Here is a 17,013-nt window from a genome sequence, read left to right on the forward strand (position 1 = left end):
CTCGCCGCGTAGGACGCTACTCAAGAGCCGGCCCAACGCCGCGAGGCGCCGACTCACGCGCCGGCTATCCAACCATCCGCGCCCAGTCTCCAGTACAGATTATTGTCGTAGGGTGAGTGCTTCTGTCTCGGTGCGCGCCCAGCTGTCCACCTCCGCCACCGACCACCGACGCGGCGTGGTGCGGTTGCACCCGGAAGTGCTGGACGCGCTGGGAGTACGCGGCCTCGACGCCGTCCGCATCTCCGGTGCGCGGGACACGGTCGCGCTCGCGACCACCACCCCGGTGCGGGAGTCCACCGGTGTGGTCCTGCTCGACGACATCACCCTCACCAACACGGGGGCGCGGGAGGGTGACGAACTCGTGGTGACGCCGGAGCCGGTGCGCCCCGCCCGCTCGCTGACCGTGTCCGGCTCGCGTCTCGCGACCGCGTCGATCACTCCGGAGACGCTCCGGGAGGCGCTGACCGGCAAGGCACTGCTCTCCGGGGACACCGTCTCGCTGCTGCCGCAGGACCTGTCCGGAACCCCCTCCACGGCCACGAGCAGACTGCGCAGCACCCTCTCGGCCGCGATCGGGATCACCTGGACCAACGAGCTGGTCACCGTCTCCGACACCGACCCTTCGGGTGCCGTGGCCGTGCACCCGGCGACGGTGGTGCGCTGGCAGCGGGAAGTCGCGGCCCCGCCCACCTCGACCGCGCTTCCATCCGGCCCCGGGCCCGACTCCGCCGCCGGGAACTCACCGACCGAGTCCGGCACCGACGATGGGACGGACGAGGAGTCACACCGGGTGCCACCGGTGTCGGACCTGGCGGGCGGGCGCCGGAGCGCCGCCCGGTTGGAGGAGTGGCTGCGGCTTTCCTTCGAGCACCCCGAGCTGCTGGAACGGCTCGGCGCTCCAACCGGGCTGGGGGTACTGCTCAGCGGTCCTTCCGGTGCGGGCAAGGCCACCCTGGTCCGCTCGGTCGCCGCGGCGGTCGGCGCGCACCGGGTGGAGCTCGCCGGCCCCGGCACGGGGGCGCTGGAACCGGCCGCCGCCGCGCGACGGGTCCGCGACGCGCTGCGGCGGGCCGAGGAGAGAGCCGCTGGCGACGAGGGCTGCGTGCTTGTGCTCACCGATGTGGACGGGCTGCTGCCCGCTTCTTCCCCACCACCGCTCTCCACGGTGGTGCTCGACGAGCTGCGCCGAGCCGCCGAGATCGCCGGACTGGCGATCGTGGCCACGAGCTCCGATCCGCGACACGTCGATCCCAGGGTCCGCGAGCCGGGGCTGCTGGACCGGGAGCTGACCGTGGGACTGCCCGACGGGGCGGCACGCGCCGAGCTGCTGCGGGTGCTGCTGCGCGACACCCCGCTGCACCCCGAGGTGGAGCCGGGCGAACTCGCCGAACGAACTCCCGGCTTCGTGGCCGCCGACCTGGCAGCGCTGGCTCGGGAGGCGGCGGTGCAGGCGGCACTGCGCCACCGCTCCGAACCGGACGGCGGAGAGCCCCGGGTCCGGCGTGAGGACTTCGAGCAGGCGCTGTCCTCGGTCCGGCCTATCTCGATGTCTGCCACGGACACCCTGCGCACCGGCGAGGTCGGGCTGGACGATGTGGGCGACATGGCCGAGGTGAAACAGGCGCTGCACGAGACCGTGCTCTGGCCGCTGCGCTATCCGGACTCGTTCGCCCGACTGGGAATCCGACCGGCTCGCGGAGTGCTGCTGTACGGGCCACCGGGCTGCGGCAAGACCTTCCTGGTGCGCGCGCTCGCGGGCTCGGGCAGACTCAACGCGGTCGCGGTCAAGGGGGCCGAGCTGCTGGACAAGTGGGTCGGCGAGTCCGAACGCGCGGTACGCGACCTGTTCACCCGCGCGGCGGACGCCGCGCCGACCCTGGTCTTCCTGGACGAGATCGACGCGCTCGCCCCCGTGCGGGGGCAGTCCTCGGACTCCGGGGTGACCGACCGGGTGGTGGCCGCGCTGCTGACCGAGCTGGACGGAGTGGAACCGATGCGCGACGTCGTGGTCATCGGCGCCACGAACCGGCCCGAACTGGTGGATCCGGCACTGCTGCGGCCGGGCAGGCTGGAACGTTCCGTCGGGGTGCCGCCGCCGGACGCGGCGGCGCGGGCCGAGATCCTGCGCTCCGCAGGCCGGAACACACCGTTCGCGGCGGACGTCGACCTGGCGGACCTCGCGGAGTCACTGGAGGGGTACTCGGCGGCCGACTGCGCCTCGCTGATCAGGGAGGCGGCGCTGACCGCGCTGCGCGAGACGCTGCACGCGGCCGAGGTCTCGGCCGCACACCTGGAGTCGGCCCGTCGACGGGTGAGCCCCTCGCTGAGCCGGGAGCAGATCGCCGCCTTCGAGTCGTTTCGGTGATCCCGGCGCGGCTTTCCGCACGTGGGCATCACGTGGACATTCGGCGAAACCTCTCGCGACTCGCAAGGGGGTGGTCCCGGCATCGGGTATCGGCCCGCACGACCTCGGGCCTTCCTCACGAGAGCGCACACGGCAGCCCCGCGGTGATGCCGACAGCGGGAACGGCAGTACTCAGGCGCGGGAGCGAGCCCCGAAACGACTGGTGCGGGGCGCCTCAGCCGAGACCGTCGTAGTTCTTCGTGACGATGACGATCACTCCGGGACTGGCGTCGGCGATGCCTCGGAATCTGGGTTCGAGCCTGGCGTCCAGCCGCCGCGCCACGGTGCGAGCCTCGGCGCGCTCGTCGGTGCCCGGCCGGTAGTAGACGGTGGTCACAGGGATCCGTCCGCCCGAGTAGTTGCCCACTTCGAGCACTTCGAACCCCGCGCCCCTGAGATCATCCGCGGCGCGGTGGGCGAGGTCGTCGATCTTGCTGTTGTTGTAGACCCGCAACGAGATCCTCACCTGTTCGGCCGCGTTCCCCGTGCCGTCGCCGCCCGAGTCGCCGTCGTCCGGTGCCCGGCTCTCCGAGCCGGGGGAGCGTTGGTCGTCGCGAGTGGAGCTGTCCGAGGCGCCGGAGGTGGGCGAGTCGTGCGGTTCCGAGGTTTCCGGATCGCTCGGCGCCGAAGTGCCGGTGTCCTGGACCGTGGTGCTCGTGCCCGCCGCACTGGTGCTCGTCGAGGACGGGGGTGGGGGCGCGTTCCCCGGGGTGTCCGAACCGGCCGAGGGAGTGGACCCCCCGGTGAGCGCGGTGGCCACGCCGAAGAACAGGGCGAGCACGCCGACTCCGACAAGCGTGAAACCGCCGATCCGGGCGGCGGAGCGCCCGGTGGGGAACTCTCCGGAGGGCATTCAGTACTCCCGTTCGGGTCGCCGGCGCGCGGTGGCCACACCGAGCCGACCGGCCGCGCGCTCCCGGCGCAACCGTTTGACCAGCATCGGTTCGGCTCGCATCGCCGCTGGTTTGTCGAGCAGTTCTTCGAGCAGCCGGTAGTATTCGCCGGGTTCGAGCGCGAACAGCTCCCGGACGGCACGTTCCTTGCTGTCCACGGCTTTCCACCACTGGCGCTCGAAGGCGAGCAGTTCGCGTTCGCGGTCGGTCAGTCCGGCGGCGGAGCCCCCGGCGCCCTCGGACTCCTCCTCCGGAGCGCTCGGCTGCTCCGGAACTCGTTCGATGGGCTGCGTGATCGGCTCCACCGCACGTAAGTGCCGGGCGGGTCGGGGTTCCTCCGGTCGTGGACCGCCGTGCTCGGCCCCTCGCGCCAGTTGCTCGCACTGGCGCGCGATCTCGTGTGCGGTCAACATCTGGGCGGCGTCCATCTCGCACCTCGCCTCACGATCGGCTATCCGCACATGGTGCATCACGAAAGCGTGATCCACCCCTCTCATTACACCATGTCTTGATCAGCACCGGGGTGCATCACACGTAAGGATGATGTCTCCCGATCACGGGAGTCCGATCCTCGCGCAACGGATCAATCCGGCACATCCGGCTCCCACTCGCACCGCTCGCGCTTCCCCGGCAGCGTCGGAGTTCCCGGCCTCCCCGGCGGGAGCGCCTTGGTCGGTCGCGCACCCGGCCGGATAGGCTTTCGAGCATGACCGTCCACCCCATCCGAATCGCGGGCGACCCCGTGCTGCACACCGCGACACGCGAGGTCAGCGCCTTCGACGACGAGTTGCGCACCCTGATCGACGACATGTTCGAGACCATGAACACGGCCAACGGGGTGGGGCTCGCGGCCAACCAGATCGGGGTGGACCTCCGGTTGTTCGTCTACGACTGCCCGGACGACGAAGGGGTGAACCACCGGGGCGTCGTCGTGAACCCGAGGCTGGAGACCTCGGAGGTGCCGCTGACTATGCCCGACCCGGACGACGACTGGGAGGGCTGCCTGTCGGTTCCCGGCGAGTCGTTCCCCACCGGCCGGGCGGACTACGCGAAGGTCACCGGCTTCGACGGCAACGGCTCGGCCGTGGAGCTGGAGGGGCACGGTCATCTGGCCAGGTGCTTCCAGCACGAGACCGACCACCTGGACGGCTACCTGTACCTGAGCCGCCTCACGGGCAGGCACGCGCGCGCCGCCAAGAAGATGCTCAAGCGCAACGGCTGGACCGAACCGGGCAACTCCTGGAACCCGGCCACCGACGCCGACCCGTTCGCCGAGCGGTAGGACTTCGCCGGTCCGGCGCTCCGTCGGGCCCGTTCGGCGGGACCTCTCGCTGATCCTCACCCCGACCAGGCTCGGCACCGAGCGAGCGGCGCGCTTCAGAACCGCGTGGTGTCCAGGCGGAAACCGAACGGCTCGGGCAGCTCGATCCCGTCGCCGAACGGGACCTGAACCAGGTGTCGATAGTGCCCGGAGGTGGGATCGGAGTACAACGACATCGTGGGTCCCCCGGCGCCGTGGCGATCGACGAGCGGGTAGAGCGGCACTTCCGCACCGGCGTAGGCCCGGAGCTTGGTGGTCCGGTCGGTCTCGGGGTCGCCGAGGGAAGTGATCTCGGCGGCCAGCAGCCCGAGCGCGGCGGGCACGGGAGCGGCATCCGCGTCGCTCGGAACCCGGTCGCGCGGTATCACCAACAGATCCGGGACGAAGAAACCGACGCGCGGCGCCACCGAGACACCGGCGGTCTGAAAGATCGCCCAGTGGTCCGGCACGTCGCGCACGAACAGCCGGTGCAGTTGGTCCGCGACCAGATTGTGTTCGTGCCCGGGCGGCGGTGTCATCACGATCCTTTCCTCGATGCTCTCCGCGCACCACCCCTCGGGCACATCCAGTTCCCGCCAGACCTCGAACAGTCCCGTGGAGGTCGGGGGCGAGCCTACCGGCGCGGCGTGCACAGCGCGCTCACCTGCTGCGTCGTATTCGTGACGCATCGAATCCTCCCGGTAGGCGCCGCGGTCCCACGCCTGGTCAACAGCTTACCGACTCGGGAACCACCCGGCCGGGCCAACGACACGCATTGCGCTTCGGCTCGCGGATGGCTAGTGTCTGCCGCCGACAACCGAAACCGCGGGAGCTCGCACCGGAAGCGGGCTGAGAGGGCGGCTGGAGTCGATCTCCGGGGTCGCCGACCGCATGAACCTGACCGGGTAATACCGGCGTAGGGAGGAAGGGCCATGGCCGACGTGTATCCGAACGGGTCCGACTCGAACGGAACGGCCACACCGAGCATCACCACCGGAGCGATCCGGGGCTCGCACAAGATCCACCACAGCACCGAGTCGGGATTGCGCGTGCCCGCGCGCCGGATCGAGCTGAGCAACGGCGAGCACCTCGACGTCTACGACACCTCCGGCCCCTACACGGACGACGACGTCGAGATCGACGTGCACGAGGGCATCCACCCGCTGCGTCGCGGTTGGACGGACGGGCGGGAGCACCGCACCCAGCTGGAGTGGGCCGGGCAGGGCGTCGTCACCCGCGAGATGGAGTACATCGCGGCGCGCGAGGACCTCTCCCCCGAGTTCGTCCGCTCCGAGGTCGCGGCCGGGCGCGCGGTGATCCCGGCCAACCGCTGCCACCCGGAGACCGAACCGATGATCATCGGGAAGAACTTCCTGGTGAAGGTCAACGCCAACATCGGCAACTCCGCCGTCACCTCCTCGATCGAGGAGGAGGTGGAGAAGATGGTCTGGGCGAGCCGCTGGGGCGCGGACACGATCATGGACCTGTCCACGGGAAGCCGCATCCACGAGACCAGGGAAGCCATCCTGCGCAACTCGCCGGTGCCGATCGGCACCGTGCCGATCTACCAGGCGATGGAGAAGGTCGACGGCGACCCGGCCAAGCTGACCTGGGACATCTACCGCGAGACCGTGATCGAGCAGTGCGAGCAGGGCGTGGACTACATGACGGTGCACGCCGGGGTGCTGCTGCGTTACGTCCCGCTGACCGCCCAGCGCGTGACCGGCATCGTCTCGCGCGGAGGATCGATCATGGCCGCCTGGTGCCTGGCACACCACCGGGAGAGCTTCCTGTACGAGCGCTTCTCCGAACTCTGCGAGATCCTGCGCTCCTACGACGTCACGTTCTCACTGGGCGACGGGCTGCGTCCCGGTTCGATCGCCGACGCCAACGACCGTGCCCAGTTCGCCGAGCTGGAGACCCTCGGCGAACTCACGCACATCGCGCGGGAGCACGGCGTGCAGGTGATGATCGAGGGTCCGGGGCACGTACCGATGCACAAGATCGCGGAGAACGTCCGCCGGGAGGAGGAGCTCTGCGGCGAGGCCCCGTTCTACACCCTGGGCCCGCTGGCAACCGACATCGCGCCCGCCTACGACCACATCACCTCGGCGATCGGGGCGGCCGAGATCGGGCGCGCCGGAACCGCGATGCTGTGCTACGTCACCCCGAAGGAGCACCTGGGGCTGCCGAACCGGGACGACGTCAAGGCAGGCGTGATCGCGTACAAGATCGCGGCGCACTCGGCCGACCTCGCCAAGGGGCACCCGCGTGCCCAGGAGCGCGACGACGAGCTGTCCAAGGCCCGTTTCGAGTTCCGCTGGAACGACCAGTTCAACCTCTCGCTGGACCCCGACACGGCGCGGGCCTATCACGACGAGACGCTGCCCGCCGAACCCGCGAAGACGGCGCACTTCTGCTCCATGTGCGGGCCGAAGTTCTGCTCGATGAAGATCACCCAGGACGTGCGCGACTACGCCGAGAAACACGGGCTGGACAGCGTCGACGCGATCGAGGCGGGGATGCGGGAGAAGGCCGAGGAGTTCACCGCCTCCGGCGGCGAGGTCTACCTGCCGATCGCCGAGCGCCAGTAGGTTCATCGGGCTCCTCTTCCGGGAGCCGTGCGGCGGAACCTTTCGCCGACTCGCGATCCGCCGAGGCCCGACGCCGGGTGGCGACCCGCACGACGTCGGGCCTCGGCGCGAGGCTCCGGGAGCCCCCACGAACGTCCGGGGGACGGGGGCCGCCGTCTCGGCAGCACCGTGCACGGTGGAGAGCGGTAGCGAGTCGTCCGAGTTGATCAGACGTCCACCGTGCGCCGCGGCCGGAAAGGCAAGCAGCACATCGTCGTCCGACCGTGTCGGAATCCGATGCCTGCGCATCAATCGCTCGTTCGCCCACGAACTCGGCCGACCGGTGCCCGGTGCCGCCACCGGGGCGGCGACCACCACGAAACAGCCGGTCACAGCGGAATCGAGGGCGTGAGTGTCTCGCGGACGAACCGATCCGCACCGACACGACACTTCCCACGTCGCCCAGCCACCCGGACCACCCACCGCACGGGGACTTCTACGATGAGTTCGATGGACTCCACACCCACGGGCACCGGAATCCGGCCCGCCAACGACACGGCCCCGCCCACGGCCCTGACGATCGCGGGGTCGGACTCGGGGGGCAGCGCGGGTATGCACGCCGACCTGCGCACCTTCTTCTCCTGCGGCGTGCACGGCATGACCGCGGTGACGGCGGTGACCGTGCAGAACACCCTCGGGGTCTCGGACATGGTCGAGATCCCGCCCGAGACGGTGGCCGCTCAGATCGACTCGGTCGCCTCGGACATCGGGGTGAACGCGGCGAAGACCGGGGTGCTGCCCTCGGCGGCGTGCATCGAGGCGGCGCTGGCCGCCTGCGACCGGCAGGGCATCGGCCGGAACGGTCGCACTCCGCTGGTACTCGATCCGGTGGCGGCCTCACGCAACGGTGAACCGCTGCTGCGGGACGACGCGCTGGCGGTGCTGCGCGACGAGGCATTCCCCCGGGCCACCCTGGTGACCCCGAACCTCGACGAGGTGCGGCTGCTGACCGGGATCGAGGTGAACGGCCGGGACCAGCTCTGGGACGCGGCCAAGGCGGTGCACGACTTCGGCCCCGAGTACGTGCTGATCAAGAGCGGGCACCTGCCCGAGGACCCGGAGTGCGTGGACCTGCTGTTCGACGGGCACGAGGCCGTCACCCTGCCCGGTCCCCGCTACTCCACCGTGCACACCCACGGCGCGGGGGACGCCTTCGCGTCCGCGATCACCGCCGCGTTGGCGCGCGGAGCTCCGATGGAACGGGCCGTGCGGCTGGGCAAGCGGTTCGTCAGCCGTTCGGTGCGGCACTCCTACCCGTTGGGCAGCGGAGTGGGGCCGGTCTCGACGTTCTGGCGGGTCAGCAGCCGGTCGATCCACTGATCTCTCCGCGGCGGTGCCGGTGCACCGCCGGAGCCACGGTGATTTCGCGACGAATCGCCGCGAAGCCCCCCTAACGAGTGATTTCGCTCGCTGCTCCGTAACCCTGATCGTGGAGCGTGTCGACATACCCGATGAGGGACTGAACTACCACGGCCACGTGGTTCGGGAACCGTGCCCTGGTAGCAGCCGATCGTCGGCGTCGCCGTCGATACGTCAGTACGAGCACACACCAGGCGAAGCGTGGGGCGAATCCGGTGCTGAAACGACTACGGGCAGAGCTGTCCACCGAAGCGGGCGCACCCGACCCGCGACAACGGCAGTACACCACGGCGGTGCTGGTTGCCGTGGCGGTGGCGACCCTCGTGGGGTGGCTGTCCGACATCGGGGAACCGCTGATCATCTCTGGCATGACGGCGGTCCTCACGCTGGTGACCTCCGGCGGGCACTCGCTGCGCGCGGACCTGCGCATGTTCGCGCGCTTCGCGCCCGCCCTGACGCTGGTGCTGGCGGTGGGGCCGTTGCTGGTGCGGGTACCGGTGCTGGCGGGGGCGTTGGTGGCACTCGTGGTGTTCGGTTCTGGCATGCTCCCGGCCCTGGGGGAGCGCTACCGCACCTTCGGCCAGACCTTCGCCGCCGCGACGCTGCTGGCCACCACCACAGGGATCGGCACCGGGGAGCCCCCCTGGGTGCTGGCCGCCGCCGCGGTGTTCGGCGCGCTGTTCGCGCTGCTGCTGCGCGTGCTCGTGGGACTGACCGACCCGACCAGGACGATCCGGGCCACGGTGGCGCGCACGCTGACGACCCCCGGCCCCGGGGTGGTGGAGAGCGCGGCCGACGCCTGGCGCGCCGACGGCCGGGTCGGTTGGCTGGGGCAGGTGCTGGCGGGGGCCGCCAGGTTCCGAGCGGCCCGCGAGGTGCTGCTGGCGCAGGCACAGCAGTCCCACGGGGAGCAGCGGGAGTGGCTGTACCGGATCGCCGCGCGCGCCGACGAGATCGCGGCCGAGCTGGCCGTGGCCGTTCGCTCCCGGGTGTGCACCGGACTCAACGGCCTGGCCCGTACGCGCCCGGAGGTGCTGGAGGGAGCTGCCAACCGCAGGCTGCCGGACGCGGTGAACGGCATCAACGAAGGGCTCGACCGGATACGCCGGGCGGTGCTGCGACGGGACACCACGGCCACCACCCCGGCGGCGCCCGGGGGGCGCAGGCAGCAGGTCATCGGGGCGGTGCGAGCCCACCTGTCGCTGCGTTCCTCGCTGTTCCGGCACGCGCTGCGGTGCACCCTGGCCGTCACCGTGGGCATGGTGGTCGTGCTGCTGCTGCGGGACCCTTCGGCCTCCACCCTGCTGCTGAGCCTGTACGTGGTGCTGCAACCCGCCGCGCGGGACAGCATGAACGGGGCGCTGGAACGCACCGGAGGAGCGGTGCTCGGCGTGGTGCTGCTGTCGGTGGTGATCGTGCTGGTGCCCTACGCGATGCTGCTGGTGCCGGTGGTCGTCGCGGCGATGCTGCTGCGGATCGAGCGGCTGCGCAACGACTACCGGGTGCTGCTCGGCGCGCTGATCACCATCACCGTGCTGGACCGGATCGTGCGGTTGGACGATCGCTCGCTGGTCAACGCGACGATCAGTTTCGCGGCCAACACCGCCATCGGTGCCGCGATAGCGCTGAGCGTCGGGTTCGTGAGCTATCTGGTGTTGCCCGGCAGCCTGGTGCCGGACGTGCGGGGCACGGTCCGCGCCACCGTCTGGTCGGTCTCCGAGCTGCTGCGCAGCGTCCGGGCGGCGGGGCGCGGTGCCGACCTGAAGGCCCCGCTGCGGGCAGCGCACGTGCTGGCGCTGCGACGCACCCAGGACCTGCTGGGGCTCCCCGCCAAACTGGAGGGTGCGGACGCGGTCGAGGAGGAAGCCGAACGCAGCAGCAGGGCCGCGGCGGTGGCATTGGACGCGCTGCGGCAGGACCTGGCCACCCTGGCGTTCCGGCCCGACACCGAGCGAGCGCTGGCCGTACCGGCGCTGAGCTCGGTGGACGATCTGCTGGGCGGCAGCACCACGGCGCGGATACCGGACATTCCGGCCGGGCAGGCACCGGCCACCGAACTGCTGGCCAACTCCCTGCTGGAGAACGCGCTGCACGCCAGGGCCGCGATCGACGAGACGTTCGGCTACAACGACCCGTGGAAGAGCTACACCATCTCGTTCGTGCGCCCGGAGCGGCTGCGGATCAGGTGAGTCCGGGGCGCCGCGCGGGCGAACACCAGTATTCCCACCACTCACGACTCGACGGTGGCCTCCGAACACGAGACGGGAATAGGATCGAGACAAGAAAACTATTCACGATATCGAGCGACCACTTCGGACGGGGGAAGTCGAATGTGGCGATGGCCAGGGGCGGTCCTGCGACGTTCGAACTCCTCGATTCGAAGCACGCTGGGACTGCTGGTGGTGCTGACTGTCTTGGTGAGCGGACTGGCTAGTGTGACTACGGGAGCACGCACCGCGGTCGAACGCGAGTTGCTTCGTTCCGGTGGGCTGACTCAGCTCGACGTGTCCTCGCTCGAAACCGGCCGGGCGGTTCGCGAGCTCGACGCGGAGAACCTCGACCGGGTGCGCGACGTGGCACACGTCGTCGAAGCGGTCCCCGACCACGTCTCGTCCATCTACACCGGAAGCGCTGATCCCAACGCCCCCACCTTCGATCTGACCACGCATTCCTGGCGCCCCTCGACACGTCCCACCATCGTTCGCGGCGAAGTACCGCGACCGCTCCGACCGGGGCAACTGGTACTTCCCGTGCACGGCTCCGGCGTCGATTTCAACCGATTCGTGGGAGAGGAACTCCCCGTCGCCTACACCCGGGCGACCGGAGAGCGTTCCGGAACACCGGCACACACCACCTTCGAGGTGGTGGCCACCTACGACCCCGGATGGCGGTTCGACGGTCCTGACACGGCTTATGTAGCACCGGAGACGGCAGCCGTGCTGGCAGCCGCCAAGGCGGGAATGTCCCCGGAGCGATACCGGTCCACCACGGGAGCGACGTCGGCGGTGGTCTCGGTGAGCGAACAACGGAACGTCCCCACGGTGGTGGAAAAGCTACGGGAGCTGGGATTCTCCGCATCACCGGTCGCCGACCGGGTGCGCAACCTGCCGGGTGTGCTCGGAGCAGCCGAGCTCGGCTACCGGATCGGTATCCTCGTCGTGCTCGCCGTCGCTGTGCTCACCGGCTCGTCCAGCGCACGTTCCGGCCTCCACCACCGCTTTTCCGAACTCGCCGTCCCGCGCATCCCCGGCGATTCGGTGAGCGGAATCCGTCGGATCCCGCTCGGTGGAACGGTGCTGACCGGACTGCTCGCCGGAGTGGTCGGCGGCACGGCCGGGTTCGGCGGCGCCCTGCTGCTGCGCGGGTCTCTCGAACGACTGCTGGGGCTGGAGGTGGGCGTCACCGACATGTTGCCGAGTCCGCTCTGGGGAGCGGCCCTCGTCCTGGCTCCGCCCATCGGCCTGGCGGTCGGGGCGCTGCTCGGAGGCCACGTGGCCCTCCGACGAGATCCCCACACGCCGGCCCGCAGTCAGGCCTGATCGGACAGGGGTGAACGGTCAGGCCTGAGCCGGCAGGGGGCGCGTGGAGTCCGGAAGGTCCCCTCACACCTCCCTCATCCCATCGGCCGTCCGGGGCTGGAGGCCTCGGCCCAGTAGCGGCGCGGAATCCGGCCCGCCCGCGCGGCGAGGCGACCGGCATCCACCCCGGAGCGCATCGCGGCGGCCATCCGCTCCGGGTCGTGCGCCCGGGTGACGGCCGAGGCCAGCAGCACCGCGTCACAGCCCAGCTCCATGGCGAACGCGGCGTCCGAGGCGGTGCCGATCCCGGCGTCGAGCACGATGGGCACCGAGGCCCGGGAGCAGATCATCTCGATGTTGTGCGGGTTGCGGATGCCCAGCCCCGTCCCGATCGGCGAGCCCAGCGGCATCACAGCCGCGCAGCCGAGCTGCTCCAACCGCGTGGCGAGCGCGGGGTCGTCGTTGGTGTAGGCCAGCACCACGAACCCCTGCTCGACCAACTGTTCGGCGGCGTCGGTCAGCTCGACGGGATCGGGCAGCAGCGTCTCCTCGTCGATCACGACTTCCAGCTTGATCCAGTTCGTCTCCAGCGCCTCGCGCGCCAGCTGTGCGGTCAGCACCGCCTCGGCGGCGCTGCGGCACCCGGCCGTGTTGGGCAACGGGGCGATGCCCAGCCGCCGCAGCAGGTCGAACACCCCGGTTCCCCCATCCGCGTCGGCGCGGCGCATCGCCACCGTGGTCAGTTCCGTGCCGGAGGCGATCAGCGCCTGTTCCAGCGCCGTCAGGTTGGCCGCTCCCCCCGTGCCCGTTATCAGCCGGGAACCGAATTCGTGACCGGCTATGACCAGCGGATCGTCCATGTTCATCCTCCTTGCACGGCGGTGACGATCTCCACCGTCGCGGCCGTGGTGAGTTCGGTGTCCCGCCAGCGGTCCCGGGGGACCACGGCTCCGTCCAGCGCCACGGCCACGCCACGGGACGGACTCTGGAAGCGTTCCAGCGCGTCGGCCAGGGTGGCGCCCTCCTCGAGTTCGTAGCGCTGTCCGTTGATCGTGACGTTCATGGTTGACCTCCACTTCGCGCCGGATCGGCCGGTTCTGCCTCGGCGGGGGCGTGGCCGTCCCGCAGCAGCGCGGCGACCGCCTCGACGGTGATCGGCGCGTGCAGGAAACCGTTGCGGTGGTGTCCGGTGGCCACGAGCACCCCCGGTTCCAGCCAGCCGATCAGCGGCAGGTTGTCGGGGGTGCCCGGTCGCAGCCCGGCGGTGGCCTCGGTCAACTCGTACTCGCCGAGTCCGGCGACCAGGCGTTCGGCGTCCCCGATCAGGTCGCGCACCCCGCCCACGGTGACCCGCGTGTCGAAGCCCGTCTCGTACTGCGTGGCCCCCACGACCAGCCCGTCCGGGGGACGCGGCACCAGGTAGACCTGTCTGCCGTGCACCGGCCCCCGGACGGTGCGTTCCGGCGGTGGCAGCGCGGTGGGCCTGCGGCGCAGCCGCAGGATCTCGCCCTTGACCGGGCGGACCACCCCGGCCAGGCCGTCGTGCAGCTCGCCGGAACGACCGCCCGCCGCGATGACCGCGACGTCGCAGCGCAGCTCGGACCCGTCCGCCAGCTCCACACGTCCGGGCCCCACCCGCCGTGCGGACTCGGCGCGGAATTCCACACCGGCGCGAAGGGCCGCCCGACGCAGTGCCCGCAGCGCGGCGCGGTTGTCCACCGAGAGGTCGCCGGGCACTTCCAGCCCGCCGTGCACGCTCGGCGCCAACGAGGGTTCCAGCTTGCGCAGTGCCCTGCCGGAGTGGCGGTTGACCTCCCACCCCAGAGCCGCCAGGTGCTCGGCCACCTCGTGCAACTGCTCGCGGTCGGCGCTGTCGGCCCCGACGACGAGGGTCCCCCGCTCGTTGAGGCCGGAGGGAGCGTCGGCGGCGCGGGCCAGTTCGGCGGCGAACTCCGGCCAGCGGCGCAGCGAGGCGGATCCCAGTTCGAGCAGCTCCTCCTCACCGAACCAGGCCTCGGCCAGTGGCGCGAGCATCCCGCCCGCCACGTGGGAGGCACCACCGCCCGGTTCGGGATCGACCAGTCGCACTCGGCAGCCCAGCGCGGCCAGCCGCCACGCACAGGACAGCCCGATCACACCGCCACCCACCAGGGCGACGTCGTGGTATTGCCCGTTCGTCAATGCTCGCTCCCTGCGCCGGCATGATCCGGATCAGGTTCGGCGGTCGGGGCTTCAGCCCCCTCTCAGTCCGTTCGGCCGGACTCCCGCGGGTACCCACCGGACAGGTTAGGCGATGAATGCCCTTCGCGTCAGGTGGCGCCCGGGGAGCCGCTGGTCACGTCGACGAGACTTCACCACGACACCCACAGGAGGATGTGACTGGCGCCACGGGCCGCCGGGTGGCCTACCCTGGACCCATGCCCGGAATGGACGGCTACGGAATCCGCGCCCGGCTGGATCAGGCGCTGTTGTACCTGTGCACCGACGCTCGCCGGGATCGCGGTGACCTCGCGGAGTTCGTGGACGAGGCGCTGGCGGGCGGCGTGGACATCATCCAGCTGCGGGACAAGGACGAGTCAGGGGCTCCGCTCGAAGCTCGCGAGGAGCTGGCCGCGCTGGAGGTGCTGGCCGACTCCTGCGTGCGGCACGACGCGTTGCTGGCGGTCAACGATCGCGCGGACATCGCGTTGGCGGTCGACGCCGACGTGCTGCACCTGGGGCAGGACGATCTGCCGGTGGAGACCGCGCGGCGCATCGTCGGCGACCAGATGATCGTCGGGCGTTCCACACACGACGTGGTGCAGGCGGACTCGGCCGCCACCGAGCGCGGCGTGGACTACTTCTGCACCGGCCCGGTGTGGAGCACCCCCACGAAGCCGGGCCGTGAAGCGGCCGGTCCGGAGCTGGTGCGCCACGCCGCCGAGCACCACGGCCACGGCAGGCCGTGGTTCGCGATCGGTGGCATCGGTCCGGAGAACCTGGACGAGGTGATGGCGGCGGGAGCCGAGCGCGTGGTCGTGGTCCGCGCGATCACCGAGGCGGAGGATCCCAGGGCGGCCGCCGCGGAGCTGCGCTCGCGGCTGGTGGGCTGAGGAGTCCTCGCGGAACGACTCGCTCCGGCCGCTGGTGCGGACGGGGCTGCCCCGGTGACGGCGCCCCCGCCGGGAGGGGCCGGGGCCGCCGCCCGGCGCCGTTCCCGCCGTTCCTACATCGGTGGAACAGCACCTACCGCTTGAAACCAAGCACGAAATCGCCGCACCGCTACGACGCGGGGCCGAACTCCCACCACTCCCGCAGCCCGCACCGCCGCGGGTTCTCTCGTGGTGCTCTCGCGAGGAAGCCCCGACGTTGTGTAGTACCTACCCGAGGTCGGGCCTCGCCGCGGCGAGAGCCCGCGAGAGGTTCCGCCACAGGAGGAGACGCGCGAAACGCGAGGGCATGTTTCCAACGATCAGCCGGTCAGGAGTTCGACGTCGTAGTGGTCCAGCGCCTCGTTGACCGGCTGGAAGAAGGTGATCCCACCGTCGGTGCAGTCGCCCCAGCCGCCCGAGGTGATTCCCTGCGCCTGCTGTCCGGAGACGAAGGAGCCGCCGGAGTCACCGGATTCGGCGCAGACGTCGGTGCGAGTGAGCCCCGCCACCACACCCGAGGGGTAGCGCACGCTCTGCCGCTTGCCGAGGATCGTGCCGCAGTGCCAGCCGGTGGTGGCCCCGGAACGGCACACCGAGGCCCCCACCGGCGCCTCGGTGGAGCCCGCGATGTCGACTGTGCCACCCGCGTAGTCGTTGACCAGTGGTCGTCCCCGCGCCGAGCTGCGGATGTAGGAGAAGTCGTTGCCCGGGAAGGATGACCCCTCCGCCCGGCCGGCGGGATCGCTGGTGCTGTCACCCGTCGCGACGCAGTGTCCTGCGCTGAGGAAGCCGCCCTGGACCGCGAATCCTACGGAGCAGCGCGTGTTCCCACCGATGTAGTAAGGATTCCCACCGATCACGTCGGCGTAGAGCCGAGGGGTCCGTTCGGTCTCGACGACCCGCACCGCGTCCGCGGCCACCCCGGTGGAGCGGACGTATTTCCTCGCGGCGACGGCGCTGCCGTGTTCGGCGGTCAGCACCACGGAGTTGTCGGCGGTGTCCACATAGGATCCGGTCACTCCGTCGGGGGCGCTCCGCAGCGACTGGCCCAGGCGTTCGGCTATCCCGGCGAGACGCCGGGAGCTGTACTCGACCAGTCGGGCGTGCGCTCCGGCGGCACGCGCGTCGGCCAGCCGGGAGTGGTCGGTCACCCCGACCACCAACCGCCCGCTCGCGGCGTCGTAGTGCGCACCGCCGTAGGAGTTCCCCAGAGTGCGCCGCAGGGTGTGCCGCACCTGCTCGGCTATCGTCTCCCGGTACAGGCGCAGGCGGGATTCGCGCGCACTCAACCCCAGGTCACGCTGCATGGCCTCCAGCAACGAAGCCGCCCCGTCCGGTCTCTCCGGGGTGTCGGGCACGGAGGCCGAACTCGCCGATGCCGCCGTCGCGGCGGTGGCCGTCGCCAACAACAGGGTCCCCACGAGACGGCAGGCGATCCCCAACTTCACTGACGACCTCCCTGGGCAGCGGGAAAATTTCCACGATCGCGTGAGCGCTGTTGGCGATCAACGCGCCAACATCGATGCGCAACGTAGCAGATCTCGCTTCCATATCGGAGAGGTATCAACCGAATAACTCGTGACGTGTTCCGGTGATCACTTCGCGTCACGAGAATCGCCGAGAAAAGCCGCGAAACGGACAGCCCGAGGGGAAGTGGCGGAACTCGGAATTCACCGTCAGCAGCCGGGAGTCCGGTTTCCGCGCCGGAACCCGTACCCGGAGCACGGGCGTCGCCCGACACCGGTCGAAGACGCCCGCGTCCCGCCTCCCCGGCC

General features: G+C 70.8%; 14 protein-coding genes and 1 riboswitch. Of the genes, 7 read left to right on the plus strand and 7 right to left on the minus strand.

All coding sequences use genetic code 11. The features are described from left to right. Positions 1-112 precede the first annotated feature (112 nt). A complete protein-coding gene (locus tag BLQ75_RS02170) occupies positions 113-2,365 on the plus strand; it encodes an AAA family ATPase (RefSeq protein ID WP_211481110.1) in 2,253 nt (750 codons plus the stop codon). 214 nt (positions 2,366-2,579) lie between these two features. Here the strand turns inward: BLQ75_RS02170 and BLQ75_RS02175 are convergent, their stop codons facing one another. Beyond that, positions 2,580-3,257 carry a LytR C-terminal domain-containing protein gene (locus tag BLQ75_RS02175; RefSeq protein ID WP_139182886.1) on the minus strand — a complete coding sequence of 226 codons (678 nt, stop codon included), beginning with the start codon at positions 3,255-3,257 and terminating at the stop codon, positions 2,580-2,582. Beyond that, positions 3,258-3,767: a DUF3263 domain-containing protein gene (locus BLQ75_RS02180; protein ID WP_244515175.1), complete on the minus strand. Its 510-nt coding sequence runs from the start codon at positions 3,765-3,767 to the stop codon at positions 3,258-3,260. It abuts the gene before it with no gap. A 236-nt stretch (positions 3,768-4,003) separates the two neighbouring features. Between BLQ75_RS02180 and BLQ75_RS02185 the strand changes: the two genes are divergently transcribed. Then, positions 4,004-4,579 carry a peptide deformylase gene (locus BLQ75_RS02185; protein ID WP_092596835.1) on the plus strand — a complete coding sequence of 192 codons (576 nt, stop codon included), beginning with the start codon at positions 4,004-4,006 and terminating at the stop codon, positions 4,577-4,579. Positions 4,580-4,674: 95 nt separating this feature from the next. On the opposite strand, the gene BLQ75_RS02190 is transcribed toward BLQ75_RS02185, so the two are convergent. Then, positions 4,675-5,286, minus strand: coding sequence for a Uma2 family endonuclease (locus tag BLQ75_RS02190; protein WP_092596838.1), 612 nt, complete (start codon positions 5,284-5,286; stop codon positions 4,675-4,677). 243 nt (positions 5,287-5,529) lie between these two features. Between BLQ75_RS02190 and thiC the strand changes: the two genes are divergently transcribed. From thiC to BLQ75_RS02210, 4 genes are all read left to right on the plus strand, one after another. Then, on the plus strand, positions 5,530-7,191 hold the full coding sequence (gene thiC, locus BLQ75_RS02195) for a phosphomethylpyrimidine synthase ThiC (RefSeq protein WP_092596840.1): 1,662 nt from the start codon (positions 5,530-5,532) through the stop codon (positions 7,189-7,191). 480 nt (positions 7,192-7,671) lie between these two features. Further along, entirely contained in the window at positions 7,672-8,550 is an 879-nt protein-coding gene (gene thiD, locus BLQ75_RS02200) for a bifunctional hydroxymethylpyrimidine kinase/phosphomethylpyrimidine kinase (RefSeq protein WP_092596844.1), read from the plus strand. Positions 8,551-8,804: 254 nt separating this feature from the next. Then, on the plus strand, positions 8,805-10,778 hold the full coding sequence (locus tag BLQ75_RS02205) for an FUSC family protein (protein ID WP_092596847.1): 1,974 nt from the start codon (positions 8,805-8,807) through the stop codon (positions 10,776-10,778). 141 nt (positions 10,779-10,919) lie between these two features. After that, complete coding sequence (locus BLQ75_RS02210; protein WP_092596850.1) at positions 10,920-12,128, plus strand: ABC transporter permease family protein; 1,209 nt, start codon at positions 10,920-10,922, stop codon at positions 12,126-12,128. Between the two features lie 74 nt (positions 12,129-12,202). Here the strand turns inward: BLQ75_RS02210 and thiG are convergent, their stop codons facing one another. From thiG to thiO, 3 genes are all read right to left on the minus strand, one after another. Beyond that, positions 12,203-12,967, minus strand: coding sequence for a thiazole synthase (gene thiG / locus BLQ75_RS02215; RefSeq protein WP_092596853.1), 765 nt, complete (start codon positions 12,965-12,967; stop codon positions 12,203-12,205). 2 nt (positions 12,968-12,969) lie between these two features. Continuing rightward, entirely contained in the window at positions 12,970-13,170 is a 201-nt protein-coding gene (thiS, locus tag BLQ75_RS02220) for a sulfur carrier protein ThiS (RefSeq protein ID WP_092596856.1), read from the minus strand. Beyond that, on the minus strand, positions 13,167-14,288 hold the full coding sequence (gene thiO, locus BLQ75_RS02225) for a glycine oxidase ThiO (protein WP_092596859.1): 1,122 nt from the start codon (positions 14,286-14,288) through the stop codon (positions 13,167-13,169). Before thiO ends, thiS begins: the two co-directional genes overlap by 4 nt. Further along, positions 14,279-14,385, minus strand: a riboswitch (TPP riboswitch). Its footprint overlaps the gene before it by 10 nt. Positions 14,386-14,524: 139 nt before the next feature. On the opposite strand from thiO, the gene thiE reads away from it, so the two are divergent. Then, positions 14,525-15,199, plus strand: a complete 675-nt coding sequence (gene thiE, locus BLQ75_RS02230) for a thiamine phosphate synthase (protein ID WP_092597301.1) — start codon at positions 14,525-14,527, stop codon at positions 15,197-15,199. 359 nt (positions 15,200-15,558) lie between these two features. Here thiE and BLQ75_RS02235 read toward each other — a convergent pair whose 3' ends face one another. Further along, the gene (locus BLQ75_RS02235) at positions 15,559-16,686 is read right to left on the minus strand and encodes a S1 family peptidase (protein ID WP_092596863.1); all 1,128 of its coding nucleotides are present in this window, start codon (positions 16,684-16,686) and stop codon (positions 15,559-15,561) included. Positions 16,687-17,013 lie beyond the last annotated feature (327 nt).

Origin of the sequence: Actinopolyspora xinjiangensis (genome assembly GCF_900104475.1) — a bacterium.
Classification (GTDB): domain Bacteria; phylum Actinomycetota; class Actinomycetes; order Mycobacteriales; family Pseudonocardiaceae; genus Actinopolyspora; species Actinopolyspora xinjiangensis.

What these genes read in the sequence shown, in the direction of transcription:
- BLQ75_RS02175 (WP_139182886.1), bottom strand. Translation starts at nt 3,257, where the DNA reads ATGCCCTCCGGAGAGTTCCCCACCGGGCGCTCCGCCGCCCGGATCGGC.
- BLQ75_RS02180 (WP_244515175.1), bottom strand. Translation starts at nt 3,767, where the DNA reads ATGCACCATGTGCGGATAGCCGATCGTGAGGCGAGGTGCGAGATGGAC.
- BLQ75_RS02185 (WP_092596835.1), top strand. Translation starts at nt 4,004, where the DNA reads ATGACCGTCCACCCCATCCGAATCGCGGGCGACCCCGTGCTGCACACC.
- BLQ75_RS02190 (WP_092596838.1), bottom strand. Translation starts at nt 5,286, where the DNA reads ATGCGTCACGAATACGACGCAGCAGGTGAGCGCGCTGTGCACGCCGCG.
- thiC (WP_092596840.1), top strand. Translation starts at nt 5,530, where the DNA reads ATGGCCGACGTGTATCCGAACGGGTCCGACTCGAACGGAACGGCCACA.
- thiD (WP_092596844.1), top strand. Translation starts at nt 7,672, where the DNA reads ATGAGTTCGATGGACTCCACACCCACGGGCACCGGAATCCGGCCCGCC.
- BLQ75_RS02210 (WP_092596850.1), top strand. Translation starts at nt 10,920, where the DNA reads ATGTGGCGATGGCCAGGGGCGGTCCTGCGACGTTCGAACTCCTCGATT.
- thiG (WP_092596853.1), bottom strand. Translation starts at nt 12,967, where the DNA reads ATGGACGATCCGCTGGTCATAGCCGGTCACGAATTCGGTTCCCGGCTG.
- thiS (WP_092596856.1), bottom strand. Translation starts at nt 13,170, where the DNA reads ATGAACGTCACGATCAACGGACAGCGCTACGAACTCGAGGAGGGCGCC.
- thiE (WP_092597301.1), top strand. Translation starts at nt 14,525, where the DNA reads ATGCCCGGAATGGACGGCTACGGAATCCGCGCCCGGCTGGATCAGGCG.